We start from the raw sequence: 21,886 nt of genomic DNA, 5'->3' as shown, positions 1-21,886 counted from the left end.
GCGGAAAACGAATGCCGGCACTTCGATGCGAGGAGGATTCATGAGCGGACAGAGCGAACAGTTTGACGTGGCGATCATCGGAGCCGGCCCCGGCGGTTACTCGACGGCCCTGCGCGCCGCCGAACTCGGCATGAAGGTGGCCCTTATCGAACGCGACGCCACCGTGGGCGGCACGTGCCTCAACCGCGGCTGCATCCCCTCCAAGGCGCTCATCACCGCCACCCACACCATCGACACCGTGCACCGTGCGGCCGAGCTCGGCGTCAACGCCTCCGTGGACGGCATCGACTTCGGCACCCTGCGCGACTACCGCCTGCGCATGGTGGATACCATGGTCCGCGGGCTCGCCGGACTGCTCGCCCACCGCGGCATCACCGTGCTGCGCGCCGCCGCATCCTTCAATGCCGACCAGACGGATGCGGACGGACGGCACATCGTCCATCTGCTCTCCTCCCCCGGCCAAACCGAAATCCAGGCTTTCCACAAGGCGGACGTTCCCGAACCGGCCGGTACCTCGCTGGACGTCATCGCGCCGAACGTGGTGCTCGCCACCGGCGCCGAGCCCCGTCCGCTGCCCGGCAACCCGTTCGCCGGCGCGCTCATCGATTCCACGCAGGCCCTCGAACTCAACGAATTCCCGTCCTCGGCCGTCATCATCGGTGCCGGTGCCATCGCTCTCGAATTCGCTTCGATGTGGAACGCGGCCGGCTCGAGCGTGACCCTGCTCATCCGCAAGGACCGCGTGCTTTCCGCCTGGGACCGTCGCTCCGGCATGACCTTGACCCGCGAGCTCAAGCGTCACGGCGTCAACGTCATCACCCGCACCGCCGTTACCCATGTGGACGTGGGCGCGAACCTCGGCGCCACCGTGCACTACACCCGCGAGGGGCAGGACGGCGAGCAGAGCGTCTGGGGCGAAATCGCGCTGGCCGCCATCGGCCGCACCCCGCTCACCGACCCGGCGTGGGGCGTGGACCTTACGGACGGCGGCTACGTGACCACCGATGCGTACGGCCACACCAGCAAGCCCGGGGTCTGGGCCGTGGGCGACGTGACCGTGGGCCATGCGCTGGCCCATCGCGCCTTCGAACAGGGCATCGTCATCGCGGAGACCCTGGCCGGGCTGCACGTCAAGCCGGTGGACGAGGACACCGTACCGCAGATCGTCTTCTCCTCCCCCGAGGCGGCCTCGGTGGGCCTGACCATCGAACAGGCGCAGGCACGCGAGGATCTGGTGGAGGTCAAGGAGACCGTCTACCCGATGATGGCCAACGCACGCATGCTCATGCGTGGCACGGCCGGCTCGCTGACCGTCGTCTCCGGCTGCGACGCCGCCGATCCGGACACCCCGCGCGTGCTCGGCGTGCACATGATCTCCCCCATCGCCTCGGACATCATCGCCGAGGCCGAGCAGCTGGTGGGCAACCGGGTGCCGCTTTCGGATGCGGCCCGACTCATCCATCCCCACCCCACGTTCAGCGAGACGCTCGGCGAGGCGCTGCTCAAGGCGGACGGGCGACCGCTGCACACGCGCTGAGACGCGCATCGTGCACGGCGCAGCGGAAGCACACGGACCAGCGCACCTGATACAGTTGATGCTCAGTGTGTTTCGTTCCAACAAAGGAAGAAGTGATGGCGGAAAAGGACGCTAAGCCCAAGAAGCAGAGCACGATCAAGCAGATCATCCAGATCTACAAGTACACGGCCAAGGAAGACAAGTCCCTGCCGTGGCTTGAGGCCGGTTCGTTCCTGCTGCCCGTGGTGGTGGCCGTGATCATCGGCCTGATTTTCAAGTGGACCTGGCTGACCTGGATCTTCCTGATGATCACCGCCGTGATGCTCGGCATGCTGCTGGCCACCATGATGCTCACCCGCCGCGCCGACGCCGTCGGCTACAAGCAGATCGACGGCAAGCCCGGTGCCGCCATCGGCGTGCTCAGCAACATGAACAAGGCCGGCTTCAACTTCCCGCAGGAACCGGTGTGGATCGACCCGCGCACCAAGGACGCCATCTGGCGCGGCACCTCGCTCAACGGCATCTACCTGATCGGTGAGGGCGAGTACGGCCGCGTGATGAAGGCCATGGACCGTCAGGAGCGCGAGATCAAGGGCGTCACCGCCGGTTCCGCCATCCCGGTCTACCGCATCTGCGTGGGCCACGGTCCCAAGCAGGTGGCCCTGAAGGACGTGCGCAAGGCCGTGACCAAGGCCAAGAGCTACGAGCCCACCAGCCACAAGAACGCGCTGATCGCCAAGATCCACCCGCGTCGTCGCTTCCTGCTGACCAAGGCCGAGGTGGAGACGCTCAACGACCGTCTGCGCACGCTGCAGGCCAAGTCCGGCTACGGCATCCCCAAGGGCATCGACCCGAACCACCGTCAGAAGATCTCCCGTCGCGCGATGCGCGGCCGCTGAGTCTGATCCGCTGACTCTGACGGTCGCCGGCATTGGTCGGCAACGATGATCCTTTCAGTAGGGCCCGGAATCTCACCACGAGGTTCCGGGCCCTACTGTATTTCCTGTGATTCCGGCTTCGTCTCCTTTCCCTGAACGCCCTGATACACCAGCTGTCCACTTTACGGACGCACCGAACAGGTACCGTCTCGAAGCGTCACATTGTGTTTCCCCGGAATACCGGGGTTTCGCGAACCCAGTCAACCGAGCCGAAACATTCTCGTAACCCAAGTTACGACCTTGCGAAACGCGCGATTTTACGATAGAGACCGTTACATTCCATATGAAAGGAGCGGTCCCGTGACCGAACTCAAGACCAAGGAAGACGCCGAGGCCCTTATCAACAAGGAAGGCATCGAGTATGTCTCCGTTCGTTTCACCGATCTGATCGGCGTTCAGCAGCACTTCACTGTGCCGGCTAGCGAGTTCCTGAAGGACGCCTTCACCGACGGCATGCCGTTCGATGGCTCCTCCGTTCAGGGCTTCCAGGCCATCAACGAGTCCGACATGAAGCTGGTGCCGGATGTGGCCACCGCCTTCGTGGATCCGTTCCGCAAGCACAAGACCCTCGACGTGGCCTTCTCCATCGTCGACCCGCTGACCGACGAGCCGTACTCCCGCGATCCTCGTCAGGTCGCTGGCAAAGCCGAGGCCTACCTGAAGTCCACCGGCATCGCCGACACCGCCTCCTTCGCTCCTGAGGCCGAGTTCTTCATCTTCGACAAGGTTCGCTTCGAGAACGGCATGAACCGCTCCTTCTACGAGGTGGACTCCATCGAGGCCCCGTGGAACTCCGGCGTCGACGTTGAGGAAGACGGCACCCCGAACATCGGCTTCAAGAACCGCGTCAAGAAGGGCTACTTCCCGGTTCCGCCGATCGACCACACCCAGGACCTGCGCGACGACATGGTCGCCAACCTGCAGAAGGTCGGCCTGATCCTCGAGCGTTCCCACCACGAGGTGGCCGGTGCCGGTCAGCAGGAGATCAACTACCGCTTCAACACCCTGCAGCACGCTGGCGATGACCTGATGAAGTACAAGTACGTCGTCCACGAGACCGCTGCCTTGGCCGGCAAGTCCGCCACCTTCATGCCGAAGCCGATCGCCGGCGACAACGGCACCGGCATGCACTGCCACCAGTCCCTGTGGAAGGACGGCAAGCCGCTGTTCTACGATGAGAAGGGCTACGCCGGCCTGTCCGACATCGCCCGCTGGTACATCGGCGGCCTGATCAAGCACTCCTCCTCCGTGCTGGCCTTCACCAACCCGTCCCTGAACTCCTACCACCGTCTGGTTCCGGGCTTCGAGGCTCCGGTCAACCTGGTGTACTCCGCTCGTAACCGTTCCGCCGCCATCCGTATCCCGCTGGCCGGCACCTCCCCGGCTGCCAAGCGCATCGAGTTCCGCGCTCCGGATCCGTCCTGCAACCCGTTCCTGGCCTTCTCCGCCCAGCTGATGGCTGGCCTGGACGGCATCCTGAACCACATCGAGCCCCCGGAGCCGGTCGACAAGGATCTCTACGAGCTGCCGCCGGAAGAGCACGCTGGCATCAAGCAGGTGCCGAGCTCCCTGGCCGAGGCCATGGACGCTCTGGAAGAGGATCACGACTTCCTCACCGCCGGCGACGTGTTCACCGATGACCTCATCGAGACCTGGATTGGCCTCAAGCGCGACGAGATCGATCAGGCTCGCCTGACCCCGACCCCGCTCGAGTACGAGCTCTACTACCACATCTGATAGGTCGCTCAGGAAAACGTTGGGATTCCGGCGTTTTCTGACCTGAGGGTAGCTGAAAGGGTGTTCAACCGCATTGCCGGTTGGACACCCTTTCTGCGTTTGCGGTATGGAGCCGCCGCATACTCTCCGTCAATGGCCGGATTGCTCAACAGAGAGCAGCTCCATCGGTCTTTTCAGTACAGAAGAGCTGCCCTACTGTACTGAAAAGACCGGTAAAAAGGCCTTTTGCGGTCTTTTGAGTACAGAAGCAGACTCCTTCTGGATTCGAAAGACCGCTGGAAGCGTGATTTGCGGTCTTTTGAGGTCAGGAGGGATCCACTTCTGGATTCAAAGGACCGCTAACTCTATAACTCGCCGGCTCGTAGGATGTCGGCATGGCTCCAAATCACATGAGCGATGCGGTCCAGTTCAGCGGGGCGGCCGATTTCCAGCCACGACCGGCGATACCGCTCGAACCAGAGTTCCAGCTGCGCAGCGAGCTGGTAGCGGCGTTCGGTCCATGAAGCGGTGTCGGCGCTCCGCTCCGCCATCGTCAGCAGTTCCACGCCCAAATCGTTGAGCAAACGTTGGCCTTCAACCATGACCTGAATCAGCACGGAGGTCCTATCGCCGTTCAACGCCGCACGAATGGCGCGCTCACCTTCATCGAGCCTCCGATTGCAGGCATCGCGCTTCAGAATCATGTCCCGGTTCGCAATCAGCAGACGGCGACGGGCATCGGCACACCCCTGCACACGGTCGAAGGCCAGTACTCCCCTGTCATACATCCGCTCCACGCGCGCGGCCACCTGGGTATTGAGCGAGCCGTCGCCAGCATCCAGCTCCAGCACCTGCACCGCCAAATCCCAGGTGAATGACGTGGTAGAACCGGCAAGCAAAGCCAGTTCGCCCATCACGCGGCCGGACGGATCGTCATACACCAGTCGGGAGATACGCGCGTTCATCGCCTCGAACCCACTGGCTCCCACGGCTTCCATGGTCCCATCCGTATCGCCGCCACGGTTCTCCCCGGTACCGAGTTCTCCCGGATTCCACGACTGCTGCGCGCCGTAGCACAGCCCCGGCAGACTCAGCCGCGGATCGTTGACATTCCCGTAATCGCCCCAATCGGTGACGAGCATGCCTTCAGCGCCATACTTGCGCCCGGCTTCGGCCATGTGCGTGATGTTCGCCCACGCGCCCGCGAAATCCGGGAACAGTCGGTTCCATGTGCGCACGGCGGGGCAGACGAACTGTCGACGCCCCTGCTCGGCAAGAGCCCGTACCTTGGATTCGTCGATATCCGGCTCGTACATCCAGTTGAGCATGATGATGTCGCGCGGCAGCAGGGCCATGGTTTCGGGTGATTCGAGGGCGATGTCCGCCCAGAGCATCGGCATGCGGCCGTGCTCGGACAGGGTGCGGCACAGTCCGGTGACGAATCCGGCGTACAGTTCGCTGCGGCTCATGCCCGGCGCATCCTTCGCCGATTGCCCGCGACCGAGGTCGAAGGTCTCATCGCCGCCGATGTTGAAGCAGCGGGAGCGGAACAGCGGGATGTACTGGTCGATGAGTCCCTGCGCGAACCGCAAGGCCCGCGGGTCGGCGGCGTTGAGCGTGTGATGCTCTTGCCGTTCCACGAAGCTGAACGGCCGGTCCGCCTCTTCGGGGAATTCGCCGAGTGCGCGGTAGGAGCGGGTGCGCAGGTTCATGTACATGTGGCCGAACGTGGCGAGCGAGGGCACGAGTTCGATGCCACGAGCCGCGCAGTAGCGGTCCAGCTGCGTGATGTCCTCGGCGGTCAACGGGTCGGTTCCGCGCCATGATTCACTTAAGCCCTTGAACGCGAAGGCGTGCTCCACGTAGAGTTGGAATTGGTTGTATTTGTAGAAGGCAAGCTGGTCTGCGAACCATTGCAGGAAGCGCAGGGTGGGTACGCGGCCGCGCGTGACGTCGAGGCTGTAGGCGCGCGTGGCAAACGTCGGTTTGTCCTGGACATGCAGGCATGGCAACGTATGCGGGGATTGCCGTATGATCTGGCGGAACGTCTGGATGCCATAGCGCAGGCCTGCCTCGCCGCCGGCGGCGATGGCAATAGAGGCCGACACCGGCGCTGCGGGACCGCTGCCTACCCCATTATCCCTGGCCTCGGGTTCGCCGTCACCGTCCATGCCGTCGATATGGTGGATGTCAATCGTGTACTCGTCGTCGGCAAGTCGGCGGTCGGCGGTCAGAACGACCACGTCGGACGATTGCGCTGATGAGCTGCCGCAATCGCACCGGAGCTCGTCGGCGAGCTGCCGAATCGGCACATCCAATGCCCAGTCCGTCGGGAATTGATTCGCGATTCCCGTCTGCGGGCCGAGCCGGACTTCGCCGTCCAGGTACCGTACCGACGACGGATATGGGATGAAATCGAGACGCTTCGTTGCGTTCACGTTTGGTTCCTTTCCGATTGGCTCTGCTTAGCTCTCGCTTCAGAACAGCGGCTCCATGCCTTCGCCGGGCTGGGGTTTGGGGCGGCCCACATGACGCGCATACACCAGCCAGCGGCCGTCGTGGTTCTCCATGCGCGCCTCGAATTTGCCACTTTCGAAACCCCGGCGCTCGCCGTTGCGAATCTTCAGTACCGCCTTGTTCGCCGCGGTGCGATTGACGGACTCCCCCACCTCATACCAGCCGGGATGCGATTTGAGCCATGCCGCGAGCGCCGGACCGTTGCGTTTGACCTGCGGGCGCGAATCCTCCAGCTCCGCGTCGAGCCCCTTCCGGCGGCACTGCTGAAGGAAATGCGCCGCATCCAACGGGTCATCGAACTGGACCCTGATCGTCGTCTTTCCCATAACCATTCATTGTATCGAGTGGACCCGCTGCAATCGGGATGCGACATCGGGAAACCTACGGCCGGGCAGATGAAGACGATCTTGAGATCAGACCGGCTAGGCCGCCTGCTTGTCGCGCCAGATATCAGGCTCCACGTAGATCTCCCACTCATACCAGGGCAGCGTGCGACGGACGTTGGTCTCGATCTTGTCCACGGTCTGCACGTCATAATCACGGTCGAGCTTGGAGGTCTCCACCTTAAGGCACAGCAGCACGGAATCCTCATCCATATGGATAGCCTGCATGTTGATGAGCCGATCCACGCCGGCCGTGCTCTCCACGGCCTTCACCACCAGCGCACGGGTGCTACGGTCAAGGCTTTCGCCCACCAAGAGCGAACCGGACTTGAAGGCGAGCGCCGCCGAACCGCAGACCAGCACGAGGCCTACGAGCATACCGCCGATGGCGTCGTACAGTTCGTCGCCGGTGATGATGGACAGGCCGATGCCCAGTCCTGCGAACGCCAGACCGATCAGGGCCAGCGTATCCTCCATCATCACCGAGGCGAGTTCGGCGGACTTGGTGCGCCGCCAGAAGCCGACCAGCGAATCGTCCTCCACCTGCACGCGCTTCATACGACCGCGCGCCTCATGCACGGAGGTGTGCAGACCGTATCCCTCGAGGCATGCGGAAATACCGACCACCACGAGCGCCGCGACGAGCTCCAGGGAGTTCGCGTCACGGGGCACCGTGCCTTCGACCAGTCCGGCGAGTTTGCCTGCCGCCTGCGAGACGGCGAACACGCCGCCGACGAAGAACAGCAGTGTGGCCACGATGAAGCTTGCGAGGTACTTCACGCGGTGCAGGCCGAATGGATGGTCGCCGCGGGATTTGTGGTCGGAGGCCTTGTCGCCGACCATAAGCACGAGTTCGTTCGCGCAATCCGCCACCGAGTGCACGGATTCGGAGAACATGGATGACGAGCCGGTGAACGCCGCGGCGGCGAACTTGGCGCAGGCGACGCCGACATTGGCTAGCAGCGCGGCCTTGACCGCCGCGCCGGCATTCTTCTGATCAGACACGATTGAGTCCCTTCCTCGGGACGGCATTATAGGAGGTCCGTCGCCTCCGTGTCCGATCCTGTTCACCGGTCACGCGCCGGTCACGCGCTGGTCATACACCGGTCGCTCGCCGGTGCAGCGCCGGCATCACCGCAGGTATACACCGATTATGCGGCGATGCCGAGCTATGCCGGCACTGTCCGACCCAACAATCGCGTATAACTGACTACGCCATCAGCTGCTCGGCGAGCGACCGGAACGTGGCTCCAATGCCGTCGGTACGCAGCGCGCCCTCCGCGTCGAGCACGGCGGGACGTCCGGCTTCGCCGGTCTCGCGCACTTCGGGCACGAGCGGCAACTGGGCCATGAGCGGCACGTCGTAACCCAACGCCTCGGTGAGCTGTTCGGAGACGCGCTGGCCGCCGCCCTCACCGAAGATATGCAAACGTTCGCCCTTGTGCTCGTAGTAGCTCATGTTCTCCACCACGCCGCGCACCTTCATCGGCACCTGCAATGCCACAAGGCCGGAACGTACGGCGATGTCCGAGGCGGAGGGCTGCGGGGTGGTAATCACCACGAGTTCGGCGTTCGGCAGCGCCTGGGCCACGGAGATGGCCATGTCACCCGTACCGGGCGCCAGGTCGAGCAGCAGCACGTCCGGCTGACCCCACCACACGTCGGAGAGGAACTGTTCGAGGGAGCGCTGCAGACGGGGGCCACGCCATAGGATGGCCCGGTCGGCACCGGCGAACATGCCGATGGAGATGAGTTTGACGCCCCACGCGGTCACCGGCATGAGCATGCCGTTGAGGTTCGTGGGCTGGGTGTGCACGCCGAACAGACGCGGCAGGGAGAAGCCGTAGATGTCCGCGTCGATGGCGGCGGTGTCGTAGCCGAGGGCGGCGAACGTGGCCGCGAGGTTCGCGGTGACCGAGGACTTGCCCACGCCGCCTTTGCCGGATGCGATGGCGAAGATGCGGGTTTTGACGCCCGGCTTGTTGAACGGGTTCTGCTTGCGTTCGGCCTTGAGGTCCGCCACGAGGTCGTCGAGCTTGTCGCGGCTCATCGAACTGACTTCGATATGCGGGGTGAGCGCGGCCGCCGGATAGGAGGCCACAGCACCGTTGATCTGGTTGGTGATGGTCTCCGAAAGCGGGCAGCCTTCGACCGTGAGCTCCACATGCACGGTGACGTCGTAGCCGTTGCCGTCGGCGGCCGGCGTCGCGTCGATGGCGGCGATCATGCCCAGATCGGTCACGGATCGGCCGAGTTCAGGGTCGATGACGCGGCTCAGACGGTCATAGATGGCGGCTTCGATCTCACGGGTATCAGTCATGCATCCTCCTTAATTGCCGCGTACCAGACTAGCGTGTGCCGCGCCGGCATGCCAGAGTCCGCCGGCGAATCGGCCCGTGGCGGGAATCACACTAATGGCTCGATCATTCCGCGGCATCCTGCTCGCCGTCAGCGGGCGTGGCTTCCACCTCGCCGGTTTCCAACAGTCGCGCGAACTGGGCTTCGTCGAGCATCGGGATGCCGAGTTCCTCGGCCTTGGCGGCCTTGCTTCCGGCGTTGGCGCCCACCACCACGTAGTCGGTCTTCTTGCTCACCGAGCCCGCGGCCTTGCCGCCGCGTTCGATGATGGCCTCCTTGGCGGAATCGCGCGAATAGCCTTCGAGCGAGCCGGTGACCACGACCGTTTTACCGGCCAGGGTCTGTGGCAACGTGCTCGTCTCGGCCGCGCTCACGCCCACGCCGGCGGCTTGCCAGGCACGCAGCGTCTCGCCGCGCCAGTCGCCGGGCTCGCGTGCCGCGGTGAACCAGTTCACCACCGATTCGGCGATTTCCGGCCCCACGCCGTCGATCTGCGTCAGGTCCTCGACCGTGGCGGAGGCGATGGCGTCCAGCGAGCCGAGCGAGGAGGCGATAAGTCGCGCGGTGGGCGGGCCGAGACGGCGGATGGACAGGGCCACGAGCACGCGCCACAGGTCAGCATGGCGCGCCTTGTCCATCTCGTCGAACATCTTGCGCGTGTTCTCGCCCGGACGCACGATGATCGGCACGTCCGTGACGCCGTTGCGCGTGGACTTATGGTCGATGCGCACGATTTCGGCGTCCGCGGGAATGTCATAGTCGGGATAGTCCGCGGCGGACGGTGCGCCGACGGGCGACACCGTACCGGCCGCCGTTACCGTACCGGCGTTCGCCGTAGCCGCACGTTCGGCCAACTGCTTGGCCGTAAGCTTTTTCGCCGCGACCGGCAGCGTCCAGAACGCGGGCACACGATGCCACAGTCCGGATTCGCCGATCTTCTTGCGGGTCTTCCGTTTGCGTCCGTCCGGCCCCTCGACCTCACGCACCTCGATGATCGAGGCCTCGCGCCAGACGTATACGTTCTTGAGATCGGCGATGGACAGCGCGAACAGTCCGGCCTCACTGGAGAGCACCGGCGTCTGGCGGGCGGGCAGTTCCAGTCCCGGCACCGGTTCGTACGGCTCCGGTTCCTGGCCGGGCTTGACGAGGATCTCCGTAATGTCCGGCGCGTAGGTGGCCGTCGAATCGGGCCGGTTCTCCTCGGGATTGGTCAGTGCGATGGCGGACTGGTCGCCCAGATGCTCGATGTCGAAGGCCTTGCGCGAGGCGAGCGAGATCACACGCTCGGTGAGCTGGGCCGGGCAGCTTTCCACGTTCAGGCAGCGGATGTCCTTGTCGCCTTCCTTGGCGGGGGCGAGCTTGGAACCGCAGGAGGGGCAGCGTTCGGGCATCACGAACTCGCGTAGCTGGTCCTCACGACCCTTGCGGCGTTCCAGCACCGGGCCCACGAGCTCGGGAATCACATCGCCGGCCTTGCGCACCACCACGGTGTCGCCGATGAGTATGCCCTTGCGCTTGACCTCGAAGGCGTTGTGCAGTGTGGTGCGGGCCACGGTGGAGCCGGCCACGTACACGGGCTTCAGGATGGCCACCGGGGTCACGCGGCCGGTGCGGCCCACCTGCACGATGATGTCCTTGAGCTCGGTGTTGACCTCCTCGGGCGGGTACTTGTACGCGATGGCCCAGCGCGGGGCGCGCGAGGTGGCGCCCAGCGTGCGCTGCAGGGTGAGGTCGTCCACCTTGACCACGATGCCGTCGAGCGCGTGTTCGATATCGCCGCGATGCTCGCCGTAGTAGTCGATCATGTCCAGGATCTCCTGGAAGGAGGTCACGGCACGGTTGTGCGGGGAGACGGGCACGCCCCACTTGGTGTACAACTCATAGGCCTCGGACTGGTCGGCCACCACGTCGTGCGTGCCGTGCGGGTGGTCCGGCCCCCAGGTGAGCCGGCCAAGCCCGTGTGCGTAGAAGCTCAGGCGGCGGGTGGCGGTGATGCGTGGATCCTTCTGGCGCAGCGAACCGGCGGCTGCGTTGCGCGGATTGGCGAAGGGGGCACGGCCGGCGTCCTCCTGTTCGGCGTTGAGCGCGCGGAAATCATCCCAGCGCATGAACACCTCGCCGCGGATCTCCACGAAATCGGGGATGTCCTCCTTGGGACCGCCGAGGTTCGCGGGGATGGAGGCGATGGTGCGCACGTTGAGGGTGATGTCCTCGCCGGTGACGCCGTCACCGCGGGTCAGACCCTGTTCGAGCACGCCATTGCGGTAGATGAGGTTCAGGGCCAGGCCGTCGATCTTGACCTCGCAGCTCATCGGCAGGGGCTTACCTTCCGGCCAGTCGAGGTCGCGGATGACCGAGTCGTACCAGTCCTTGAGCTCTTCGATGGAGAAGACGTCGTCGAGGCTCATCATGCGGCTCGGGTGACGCACGGAGGTGAAGTCGTTGGAGAAGGTGCCGCCCACGCGGTGGGTGGGGCTCTGCGGATTGTCCAGTGCGGGGAAGGCGGCTTCGAGCTTTTCGAGGCAGCGCATGCGGGCGTCGTAGGCGGCGTCCGAGCTGACGGGCGAATCGTCGATGTAGTAGGCGATCTGGTCAGCCTCCACCCAGGCGGCCACCTTGGCCCACAGGCGTGCGGCGTTCTCGGAGTCGAGGCCGTTCACGTCGAAACGGTCGAGACGGATGGCGTCGTCATCGGTGGGGGCGAGCGCGGCGATCCATTGCGCCGAGCCGGGCGCGAAGCGGGTCGCGCCTTCGTCCGGGCGGATCTCCGCTTCGCCGCCGTCGTCAAAATCCCATGCCAGCTGTTCAGTGCTCATAGTCGCCTATCCTAGCCGAGCTCGGGAATCGGACCCTACTCCCCTCAGTCGCCTGCGGCGACAGCTCCCCTCAGAGAGGGGCGCCAAGAAAAACGACGCCGCCGGCGGTCAGCTTCTATGCGGACAGAGAGCGCAGGAACTGGGCCTGGATGACGTCGATGCTGTCGCCTTCGCCGTCGTTCATGCGTGCCACGGCCACCGAAAGTGTGCGGGCGGGCACGAACATGCCCTCATCCACGCACACGCGGGCCGCATCGCGCATGATGCCGGCCACTTCGATGTGCGGCCAGACCGGCAGGTCATGGATGGCGAGCACATGCGCCGCGGCCTCCACGCTTTCCGGCACGGCGATGCACTGCGAGTCAGCGCGCGCCACGAGCTCCTGCAGTTCGCCTTCGAGCGAGCCGATGGCACCGGGGGCGATGTGGTCGCTCATGATGTACGCCGCGGCGGCCGTGTCGAACCGGTCGAGCATCCATTCCGCGTAGGCGAAACGGTAGTAGGCGAAGGCGGCGTCGTCCCGGTCGAGGGCCACGCGCAGCGCGTTGAGGCAGGCCGCGCGCGCCGAATCCCAGTCCTCGCTGCGGGCCAGCTGGATGGCGAGCTTGAGGTGCGAGAGCGGGTAGGCGGGGGCGTAGGCCACCATGCGGTTGAGGTGCGGAATCGCGGCCTTCGCGCCCTTGATCTGGCTCAACACGTCCGCCAGTTCCATGTGGGCGTAGAAAAGATTGTCCGGGATGAGCACGGTGCGCTCGTCCGGTGTGGCGAACAGGCGGTTGTACACCACGCGCTCCGCATACGAGTTGAAGTAGCGCGGCACGCCGGGGCCGGCGGCGTAGATCTGGTCCATGTGAGCCACGGCGGCCTCGGCCGTCTCGATGGCCTGCTCGGCCTGGCCGGAGAACAGCAGGTCGCGGGCACGCAGGCGCTCCTTGTCCAGATCGTTGGCGAGCGTGAACGTGAAGTCGGGCGTGTCCTTGCCGTCGATCAGCGCGCTGGTCACCTCGGAGGCCAGGGCGGTCAGTTCGGGATCGCAGATGGAGTCGATGATGCGCATGGCCTGCTGTGCCTTGCCCACGGAATCGAGCGAGGAGTCCTGTGCGAGCGCATGGAATTCGTTGACCCCGTGCTGCAGCAGGTCCACGCGCTGGATGACCAGGCCCGCGCTGTCCTTGGCACCCAGCACGCGCGCGGTGGCGGGGCTGAAGCTGCGGTCGGCGAGTTCGGGCTCCTCCTGCGAACCGGTGGGTGAGAAACGGCTGTCGGACAAATCGAAGTCGGCCGCGACGGGCTTGAGTCCGCCTTCGCCGTCCACGTCCATCACGGCACCGAACATGCGGTAGGTGTCCTCGGGGTTGTCGAGGCCGTCCGTGTCGAGGCGCTTGAGGAAGGCGTCGCGGTTGAAGGTCACGGTGACCATGTTGCGCACGGTGGGGTTGCGGCGCAGCACGCTCATCGGATCGTCACCCGCATCATCCGCGGAGACCGAATCTTCACGCTGATCGGAATCGGAGTCGTCCTCGCCGCCGGCATTGGAACCGTCCGCATGCCCCTCGCCGGATTCACCGCCGATGCTGAAGGCCATTTCGTCGATGTCGACGCCACGCATCAGGTCCTCGAACTGGGAGTCGATGGAGTCGTTGCCGTTCTCCTGGCCGCCCGCGGAACCGGCATCGGGGTCGCTGGTCTGTGCCGAAGCACCCGTATCCGGGGCCGAAGCGCGATCCTCGCCGCCGGATGGCTGGCCGAAGGTCTCCTCGCGACTGATTGGGCGGGTCGGGTCGCCGTGGAAGTCGCCGTCCTTGGGGTCGGCCTTGGAGCCGGCGCGACCCATGTCGCCGCTGCGCAGATGCTCGAACGCGCTCAGCGCCTCGCTCATCATCGCCTCGATGGCGGAGTCCTGTTCGGCGATGGCCTCCTCCAGACCGATGGAATCGATGTGCAGGGAGACCTGACGCACCGAACTGCTGGCGCCGAAGCTCAGCGCCGCCATCATAAGGCCCACGCGCAGGTTGTAGGCGGCGCTCATCGACGCGCGTTCGGCGCCGCTCAACGTGCGCCACGTGCGACGGGCCGTGTCATAGCGACTGTCCGGCATCATGGACGTGCCGGCAGTAGTGAAGCCGATGGCCACCTCGCCGCTGTCCAGGCGGGAGCGGAACTCCACATCGAAACGGTAAGGCAGGCGCAGGCGACGCAGCAGCGAGGACAGGGCCTGACGGTAGACCCATTCGTCCGAAGCGGCACCCGCACCGGGCCGAGCGCCGCTGGTACGGAACGTCTCTCCGGCCGGGGAACCCGGCATACCCGCACCGGCACCCATACCAGTGCCAGCCCCCGTGGCATCCCGCGGATCGGGGAAGTCGCCGCGAATCTGCTCAGCAGCACGCTCGGCGATGCCCACCATGCTCAGCACGGCCCGTCGCTCGTCCGCGCCGTCATACGGGTCAAGGGCCATCAGGGCGGGGTTCTCGATGAGTTTCATGTCGATCTGCGCGGCCTCGGCGCGGGTCACCGTGTCCTCCGTGGGGGTGCGGCCCAGCGAGGCGTTGCGTTCCAGCCATGCGCTCACGGCGGCGAAACGGTTGAGATTGCCCTCGATCTTCAGCGACTTCAGCGCCTGGCCGAATGCCAGCGATTTGTCCCACGTGAAGAAGTAGCCGTTCGAATACGTGGAGGTGTACAGGTGCAGCGGCTCGGCACCATGCACGGGTTCCAGGCCCGGCGTCTGGTCCAGGGCGCCGGCCTCGCGCATGAGATCGGCGAAATGGTCCTCCAGACCGGAGGCGCGCATGCCGTGGGCGCGGGCGGCCAAAGTGTCCCGCACGCAGCGTCGGATCGCCCCGATCGGCGCCTCGCGGTTGAGACGGCGGAAGATGTTGCCCGAACCGAAGCCGATGAGCAGCCCGTTGATCTGCGGAATCATGTACGCGGCGAAGAACGCGATGGTGATGGCGTCCCGGTATTCCAGGTCGTGACGCATGTCGGCGGGCAGGTTGGCGCGCATCTGCTCCAACGTGTAGCGGTTGCCGGCCTTGAGCCAGGAGGCGAGCCAGGTCATGCGGCCGGAGTCGTCGCGGCCCACGATGCCGCCGAACACGGCCTTGACGCCCTCACCCTCGCCATCCGAACGGCCAAGGGTGCGGCCTTCGATGCGGTCCTTGGCGAAGTCCATCGCACGGCCGAAAACGGTCAGCGCCGCACCGCCCACGCCCGAGGCGCCACCGGCGCGGTCGAAACCGTCGCGCGCGGCATCACGCCATCCCAGACGCTCGCCGTCCGGGAAGATCACGTCCTTTTCCTTGCCGAACATGAAGCGCGGCTGCATATCCTGCACGTCCATGTTCGGATCCGTGCCCACAAACACACGGCCGTGCGTATCGGCGAACGCCACTTGGGCGAAGTGGTCTCGGTCAGGGAAGATGCCAAGCGAGAAGCCACGGCCCTGCGTCTGCGGCAGCTGCGCCCAGCCCAGCACCAGTCCCTCCGGCACGTTCTCGAGGCCAGGGAAGGTACGGCGTTTGGTCACCGGGCTCAGCGGCACGGCATGACGGGTGAGTTCGTCGATCACGCCGCCCTTGCGCTCGCTGGCCTCCTGCAGTGCGTCACCGAACGGGTTGACGTTGTTGGCGGCGGGTCTGGTCAGACCGAGGTCGGCGGCAAGCGCGTTCATCGAATCCTTGAGTCCGCCCAGCAGCGAAATACGGCGATGGTCATGACGGCGGGGATTCGATGGTGGTTTTGGCATGGTTCACATTGTCTCTTGTTTACACGACATCATGCCGTTATCATGCCGATAGAATAATGGGGTGCTTTCCGAACATCTCCGACGCAAGTCCCGCCGTATCCTGGCCGCGCTGATCGTGGCGGCGCTCGCCATCGCAGCGATGGAGTGCATCGTCTTCAACCTGCCGTTCTGGCGGACGTTGGGCGCCAGCACGGACACCAACGCGGTGCATAACACGTTGGGTGCGGGCCTCAAGCGCACGGACGACGGCATGCTGACCGTCACCGACCCGACCGCGGCGTATCTGGAACTGACCGCGGACGGCACTTCGCCATACCTGCGCATCGACACGTCGTCCGGAGAGACCATCGAGAAGGCCCATGAGCAGGCCGAGAAGGAATCCAAGGCGAACGGCGACAAACGGGTCGTCAAGCCGCTCAGTTCCATCAACGTGCGCGTGGATGTGACCAGCACCGTCACGGCCGGGGAAACGTCCGCGAACGACACGACGTCGGGTTCCTCCGATGCCGCCAATGCCACGGATTCCGGCACCGACGAATCCGCCGCCGGCTCGCAGTCCTCCCCCACGACCACCACCATCGTGACCACCGGCCGCGCGCAGTCGCTCACCCCAGGCATCGAGCGCAGCCATTACATCAAGGCCCCCGGCAAGGGCACCGTGCGCGTGTGGATTCAGGAGACGCGCGGCTCCATCGTGCCGATTTCCGACGCCCGTGCCAACGTTCGCGTGCCGTTCGCCGTCAGCGGCGTCCGTATCGCGGCGATGGCGCTGCTGCTGTTCATGCTTGCCCTGTGGCGGCCGGGTTCGCGGCTCTGGCGCATCCCGTTCGATCCGGACAGTCCTCGTCAGCGGCTCGCCTTCGCCGGCATCATGGCCGTACCCGTCATAGCCATCGGCGCCTCGATCGCGTGGCAGCTCGCCAACGCCATGCCGCTTGCCTTCCATATCGCCGGCGGATACACCTACGACTTCGATCAGTACGGTCATGTGGCGGATTCGCTGATCGCCGGCCGCCCATGGCTCGACCTGCAGGTGCCGGACCGGCTGGCCGCCACCGCCGACCCGTACGACGTGCCGACCCGCCTGAAGCTGCTGGCGGATGGCGTGAGCCCGATCTACTGGGATTACGTCTACTACCAGGGTCACTGGTACTCGTACTTCGGCGTGCTGCCGGCGGTGCTGCTGTTCGCCCCCTATCGCATCCTCACCGGGCGCACGCTGCCCACGGCCGCCGCCGAGCAGTTCCTGGTGCTGCTGTTCATCATCTTCTTCTCGATGCTGGTGCTGCGCGTCATCCACCGCGTGATGCCCCGCACCTCGCTGGCCGCCGCCTCGCTGACCGTGGCGAGCGCCCTGCTCGGCTCGCAGGCGGGGTACCTCATCTACCGCACGAACTTCTACCAGGTGCCGTTCGCGGCGTCGCTGGCCTTGACTTCGCTGGGACTGTGGTTCTGGGTGGGCGCGGACACCTCGCATCGGCCGGTGCTGTCCATCGACCGTTGGCAGGCGGGCAATGCACGCCCACTGTCCTTGCCCCGGCTCGCGTTCGGCGCGCTGTGCATCGCGGCGAACTTCGGATGCCGCCCCACCTTCACGCTTGCGGCGCTGCTGGCCTTCCCGCTGTTCTGGCCGCAGATCCGCGCGATGGCCGCCGATCTGAAGGACCGGCGCGTGGTCTGGTGGCAGGCGTTGCGCGCACCGGTGGCGGTGATCGTGCCGGCCGTGGCCGTGGTGGTGCCGCTGATGATGTGGAACAAGGTCCGGTTCGGCAGCCCGTTCAATTTCGGCAACGCCTACCAGTTCTCCGTTTCGGATATGACCCGGTACGTGACCCCGTTGCGCGATATGCCGGTGACCATCTGGTATTACCTGTGCCTGCCACTGCGGTTCACGCAGCACTTCCCCTGGCTGGCGCTCTCCCCCGCACCTATGCCGGTCTGGGGATATTACGAGGTGATGGTGGGCGCGCTGTTCACCGCCACGCCGCTCATGGCGTTGGCGCTCGTGCTGCCGTTCCTGCGCCGGCTGGAGATGCACGGCATGCGTCCGTGGCTGATGTCCTGCCTGATGCTGGCCGGCGCGCTCATCGTGTTCGACAGCTACGTAGGCGGCTTGGGTTGGCGGTATTCCGCCGATTTCGGCTATCTGACCGCGCTTGCCTCGATTCCCGGGCTCCTGTGGCTGGTCAATGGGCGCGAACCAAGCAAATCATTGGCCGGCGCGAACGACGCGGCCTCGGGCGACGGCATCGCGCATGTGACGCCGTGGCGTTGGCTGATGCGCTGGACCGTGGTGCTGCTGGTGCTCTTCACACTGGCCGTGGCCGTGCTGAGCTGTTTCGTGCTGGCGAGGGATGATGCGCTCATCGCCAATAATCCGGGCGTCTGGCATCAGATCCAGTCCTGGTTCACGCTGTTGTGACCTTCCGCCCGGCTCTATAGTGGGCTGGTACAAGCGGAGAAATGCGGGCGTGATGTTCTGGCTCCCCTCTCTGAGGACATTGCCGTGAAGCAAACAGCGGAGCTGTTTGTAGGCGATGTGCGAGACGACAGTCGAGCCAACAAACGCGAACGAAGTTCGTCCGTGATTGCGGACGAGCTGGCTGCACAGCGGCCTGAGGGAAGTACCCGGATAGCCTGCCCCGTCCTGCCACCCTTCCACAACCACCCGTTTTCGTCAAACAGTCGGTCAAACCTCAGCGAATTCCCAGTGATTCGGCCGTTTTCCTCAAGGCCTCGGCATAAAGTGGAATTGCACTCATTCACTTATTGTTCACCTTTCGCCGCAACCTGCAAGGAACAACCGTGCCCAATACCGTCATCAAACGCACCGTTTCCGGCCGCCTCGTCAAGGTCGCCGCCGCCATCGCCACGGCCGCCATCGCGCTGGGCCTGTGCATGGTCTCCAACGACAACGTGAGCGCCGCCATCAAGGAGCGTCGCGTCGAGCGCCTCAACGCCCAAATCGAAAGCGTCTACACCACCGACTACCAGCAGATGATGGACGACCAACTCACCAGCGAGCGCGACGCCAAGGAGCGCACGGTCGACAACATCTACACCAAGATCAACCCGTACGGCACCAACACCACGTCCATGTACGTGTACTTCACCACGGACAAGGCCTCCACGGTGAGCTACACGGTCTCCGCGGACGGCTACCCGGACTACACGGCCACCGCCGTCACCAGCGACGAGGCCGCCAGTGCCATCCGCTCCGCCGTGGACTCCTACACGAGCACCACCGGCGACACCATCACCCCGAGCGCCGCCGAGGAGACCGAGGCCGCTTCGGACGTATCCGAGGACAAGCTGGCCTCCACCACCCATGAGTTCCTGGTGCTGGGCTTGATTCCCCAGGTCAAGAACACCATCACGCTGACCATCACGGATACGGACGGCCAGACCACCACGCGCACGATCACCAAGACCGGCCCGAAGCTGCTCGGCGCCGAGGAGACCCGTCTCGAGCAGACCGTCTCCCCGGACGACGACACGCTCACCGCGCTCGGCAACGGCCTGTACGCCATCCTTGGCAACGACTCCAACGAGCAGGACTTCATGTACTACTACGACGCGAACGGCGTGATTCGCGGCGAAGTGCCGGTCCTCTACTACCGTTCCCACCGACTGTTGTTCGATTCCAACGGGCTCATGTGGTTCTCCGCCTCCACCAAGACGTTCGTGGGCATGAACCGACTGGGCAAGCTGGTCAAGATCATCGACCTGGGCGACCGCTTCATCCTCCACCACGACTATGCGCTGGATTCGGACGGCAACATCGTCTCCCTGGCCACCGATCTCAAGCGCGAGGACCATGCCGTGCAGGATCAGGTCATCAAGGTGGACACCTCCACCGGCAAGGTCTCGCTGCTGCTGGACTTCGGCGAGCTGTTCGCCAAGTACAAGGCCTCCACGGACCATTCCGGCATCGACGAATCCGACCCGACCGCCACGAACCGCTGGGATTGGATCCACTTCAACACCATCCAGCTCATGGACGACGGTTCCGCGCTGCTCTCCGCTCGCGAGACCTCCACCATGATCAAGGTGAACGACATCGAAGGCACGCCCACGCTCGACTACATGATCGGTGAGAAGTCCGTGTGGGACGGCATGGACGAGCAGAGCTCCTTCCTGACCAAGGTGGGCGACTTCGGCGACACCGGCGGCCAGCACTCGATCACCGTGCAGTACGACTCCTCGCTGGAGGATGGCCAGTACTACGTCTACATGTTCGACAACAACTTCGGTTACGCCATGACCCGCCCGGACTTCGACTGGACCGTGATCGACGGCATCTCCACCGCGCAGTCCTCCAAGGATGAGAACTCCAACTCGCAGTTCCGCAAGTACCTGGTGGACGAGAACGCCGGCACGTACACCGAAGTGCAGTCGTTCGACGTGCCGTATTCGCCGTATGTCTCTTCCGCCGAGGAGATCAACAGCGATCTGAACCTCGTGGACACCGGCATGCAAGGCGTGTTCGGCGTGTATGACGATTCCGGCAATCTCAAGGCCCAATACAAGATGGGTCTGAGCACCGCGTACATCTACCGCGTCTACCAGTACGGCTTCCGCGGCTTCTACTTCGCGTAAGGCATGCGGAATCGGTCTGCGACCGATGCTGCATCTCCCGCGGTCTTAGGACCGCTCTCCTACTACCCCTCACCCGGCCCATGCCGGGAGCTCCCCTGGCAAGGGGAGCCAAGGTTATGTGTAAATCTTGGCTCCCCTTGTCAGGACATTGCCGTGAAGCAAACAACGGAGTTGTTTGTAGACAATGTGCGAGACGACAGTCGAGCCAATACAACGCGAACGAAGTTCGTCAATAATTGCTGATGAGCTGGCTCGCGAAGCGAGACTGAGGGGTAGTAGAGGAGCGGTCCGGCAGGGACCGCGGGAAGCAAAGCATCGGCCACAGGCCGATTCCATTCGTAAGCGTTACGCCGCGGCCTTCGCTGCCTCGTAACGCTTGCGAATCAGATCCTCATAGAACGCCACCGCATCCGCCGGCTTTCCGTCATACACGACCGTGTGCTCGTCCACCACGAGTACGCGGTCAATCGCATATTCGGGGCGGCAAATCATGTCCGTATCATGCGTGGCGAAGATCACCTGCTCGTTGTAGCTGAACAGCGCCTTGGCCACGTGCATGGTGCCAATCTCGTCCAGTCCCTTGCTGGGCTCGTCCGCCACGATGGCGCTCGGGTTGAAGCTCAACGCGGCGGCGATGGCCAGCAGATGCCGCTTCTCTGAATCCAGTTCGCTGGCCTTGGCACGGGCCACCTGAGCCAGGTCGAAGTGCGCGAACAGGTTGCCGATGCGCGCATGCCGCTCCCCCTCGGCGATCTTGTGCTTCTTCAACGCCTCGGAAACGGCCTCGCTGATGTTCTCCGCACGGTAGAAGCTGTTCGGAATCTCCTCGCGGCGCACCTTGCCCACCAAATCCTCGATGCGTTTGAGGTCGCGCTTGGATGCCGGGTCGAGTCGTTCCTCGCCGCCTGTGATGGTCACGGTGCCGGCGGTGGCCTTGAGCGAACCGTCCAGCAACCCCAGCAGCGTGGACTTGCCGGCGCCGTTGAGGCCGATGACGGCCACGCGCTGTTCGCTGATGGTCAGCGACGTGGGCGCAAGCCCGATATGCCCGTCGTCATAGGTGTGGCCCGCTCCGTCGAGCGTGAAGGTCAATGACGCCGGCCGCGGCAGTTCCTTGGGTTTGAAGAATGAGAATCCCATGCCGCCCATTGTAGTGCCGGCAACCCTTCCGGGCGCATCCCCGCAAGTATCCGTCGGGCACGATTCCACCCACCAGAGATCGTTTGAGTACGGAAAGCAGCCTCTTCTGACATCAAACGATCGCAATATGACCAATTCGCGAACGTTTCATGATA

At 64.6% G+C, this 21,886-nt stretch carries 12 protein-coding genes; 5 read left to right on the top strand and 7 right to left on the bottom strand.

Translation table 11 applies throughout. The features are described 5' to 3' along the window. Positions 1-40 precede the first annotated feature (40 nt). From DF196_RS05475 to glnA, 3 genes are all read left to right on the top strand, one after another. Positions 41-1,537: a dihydrolipoyl dehydrogenase family protein gene (locus tag DF196_RS05475; protein ID WP_109056873.1), complete on the top strand. Its 1,497-nt coding sequence runs from the start codon at positions 41-43 to the stop codon at positions 1,535-1,537. Between the two features lie 95 nt (positions 1,538-1,632). Continuing rightward, the gene (locus DF196_RS05470; protein ID WP_109056872.1) at positions 1,633-2,415 is read left to right on the top strand and encodes a DUF4191 domain-containing protein; all 783 of its coding nucleotides are present in this window, start codon (positions 1,633-1,635) and stop codon (positions 2,413-2,415) included. Between the two features lie 339 nt (positions 2,416-2,754). Continuing rightward, positions 2,755-4,191, top strand: a complete 1,437-nt coding sequence (gene glnA, locus DF196_RS05465; RefSeq protein WP_109056871.1) for a type I glutamate--ammonia ligase — start codon at positions 2,755-2,757, stop codon at positions 4,189-4,191. 344 nt (positions 4,192-4,535) lie between these two features. Here glnA and DF196_RS05460 read toward each other — a convergent pair whose 3' ends face one another. From DF196_RS05460 to DF196_RS05435, 6 genes are all read right to left on the bottom strand, one after another. After that, positions 4,536-6,608, bottom strand: coding sequence for a beta-N-acetylhexosaminidase (locus DF196_RS05460; protein ID WP_241519603.1), 2,073 nt, complete (start codon positions 6,606-6,608; stop codon positions 4,536-4,538). Between the two features lie 39 nt (positions 6,609-6,647). Further along, on the bottom strand, positions 6,648-7,013 hold the full coding sequence (locus DF196_RS05455; protein ID WP_109056869.1) for a hypothetical protein: 366 nt from the start codon (positions 7,011-7,013) through the stop codon (positions 6,648-6,650). Between the two features lie 96 nt (positions 7,014-7,109). Beyond that, on the bottom strand, positions 7,110-8,102 hold the full coding sequence (locus DF196_RS05450) for a cation diffusion facilitator family transporter (RefSeq protein WP_109056868.1): 993 nt from the start codon (positions 8,100-8,102) through the stop codon (positions 7,110-7,112). 178 nt (positions 8,103-8,280) lie between these two features. Further along, on the bottom strand, positions 8,281-9,390 hold the full coding sequence (locus tag DF196_RS05445; RefSeq protein WP_109056867.1) for an Mrp/NBP35 family ATP-binding protein: 1,110 nt from the start codon (positions 9,388-9,390) through the stop codon (positions 8,281-8,283). Between the two features lie 103 nt (positions 9,391-9,493). Then, positions 9,494-12,244: an NAD-dependent DNA ligase LigA gene (ligA, locus tag DF196_RS05440; RefSeq protein WP_109056866.1), complete on the bottom strand. Its 2,751-nt coding sequence runs from the start codon at positions 12,242-12,244 to the stop codon at positions 9,494-9,496. 115 nt (positions 12,245-12,359) lie between these two features. Then, positions 12,360-15,917: a tetratricopeptide repeat protein gene (locus tag DF196_RS05435; RefSeq protein ID WP_109056865.1), complete on the bottom strand. Its 3,558-nt coding sequence runs from the start codon at positions 15,915-15,917 to the stop codon at positions 12,360-12,362. 214 nt (positions 15,918-16,131) lie between these two features. On the opposite strand from DF196_RS05435, the gene DF196_RS05430 reads away from it, so the two are divergent. Both DF196_RS05430 and DF196_RS05425 read left to right on the top strand, forming a co-directional pair. Next, positions 16,132-18,414, top strand: coding sequence for a hypothetical protein (locus tag DF196_RS05430; RefSeq protein WP_109056889.1), 2,283 nt, complete (start codon positions 16,132-16,134; stop codon positions 18,412-18,414). Positions 18,415-18,890: 476 nt separating this feature from the next. After that, positions 18,891-20,591 (top strand): aryl-sulfate sulfotransferase, encoded by a 1,701-nt coding sequence (locus DF196_RS05425; RefSeq protein WP_109056888.1) that lies wholly within the window; start codon positions 18,891-18,893, stop codon positions 20,589-20,591. A 345-nt stretch (positions 20,592-20,936) separates the two neighbouring features. Here DF196_RS05425 and DF196_RS05420 read toward each other — a convergent pair whose 3' ends face one another. Beyond that, positions 20,937-21,731, bottom strand: a complete 795-nt coding sequence (locus tag DF196_RS05420) for an ATP-binding cassette domain-containing protein (protein WP_170114987.1) — start codon at positions 21,729-21,731, stop codon at positions 20,937-20,939. Positions 21,732-21,886: the final 155 nt, after the last annotated feature.

The organism is Bifidobacterium callitrichidarum (genome assembly GCF_003129905.1).
Lineage (GTDB): Bacteria > Actinomycetota > Actinomycetes > Actinomycetales > Bifidobacteriaceae > Bifidobacterium > Bifidobacterium callitrichidarum.
The sequence above is the reverse complement of the archived record's forward strand: the minus strand, read 5'-3'. Positions and strand labels throughout refer to the sequence as shown.

Coding starts and splice junctions, on each gene's coding strand:
- DF196_RS05475 (WP_109056873.1), top strand. CDS start 41: ATGAGCGGACAGAGCGAACAGTTTGACGTGGCGATCATCGGAGCCGGC.
- DF196_RS05470 (WP_109056872.1), top strand. CDS start 1,633: ATGGCGGAAAAGGACGCTAAGCCCAAGAAGCAGAGCACGATCAAGCAG.
- DF196_RS05455 (WP_109056869.1), bottom strand. CDS start 7,013: ATGGGAAAGACGACGATCAGGGTCCAGTTCGATGACCCGTTGGATGCG.
- DF196_RS05450 (WP_109056868.1), bottom strand. CDS start 8,102: ATGCCGTCCCGAGGAAGGGACTCAATCGTGTCTGATCAGAAGAATGCC.
- DF196_RS05445 (WP_109056867.1), bottom strand. CDS start 9,390: ATGACTGATACCCGTGAGATCGAAGCCGCCATCTATGACCGTCTGAGC.
- ligA (WP_109056866.1), bottom strand. CDS start 12,244: ATGAGCACTGAACAGCTGGCATGGGATTTTGACGACGGCGGCGAAGCG.
- DF196_RS05435 (WP_109056865.1), bottom strand. CDS start 15,917: ATGAACGCGCTTGCCGCCGACCTCGGTCTGACCAGACCCGCCGCCAAC.
- DF196_RS05430 (WP_109056889.1), top strand. CDS start 16,132: ATGGAGTGCATCGTCTTCAACCTGCCGTTCTGGCGGACGTTGGGCGCC.
- DF196_RS05425 (WP_109056888.1), top strand. CDS start 18,891: ATGGTCTCCAACGACAACGTGAGCGCCGCCATCAAGGAGCGTCGCGTC.
- DF196_RS05420 (WP_170114987.1), bottom strand. CDS start 21,731: ATGGGATTCTCATTCTTCAAACCCAAGGAACTGCCGCGGCCGGCGTCA.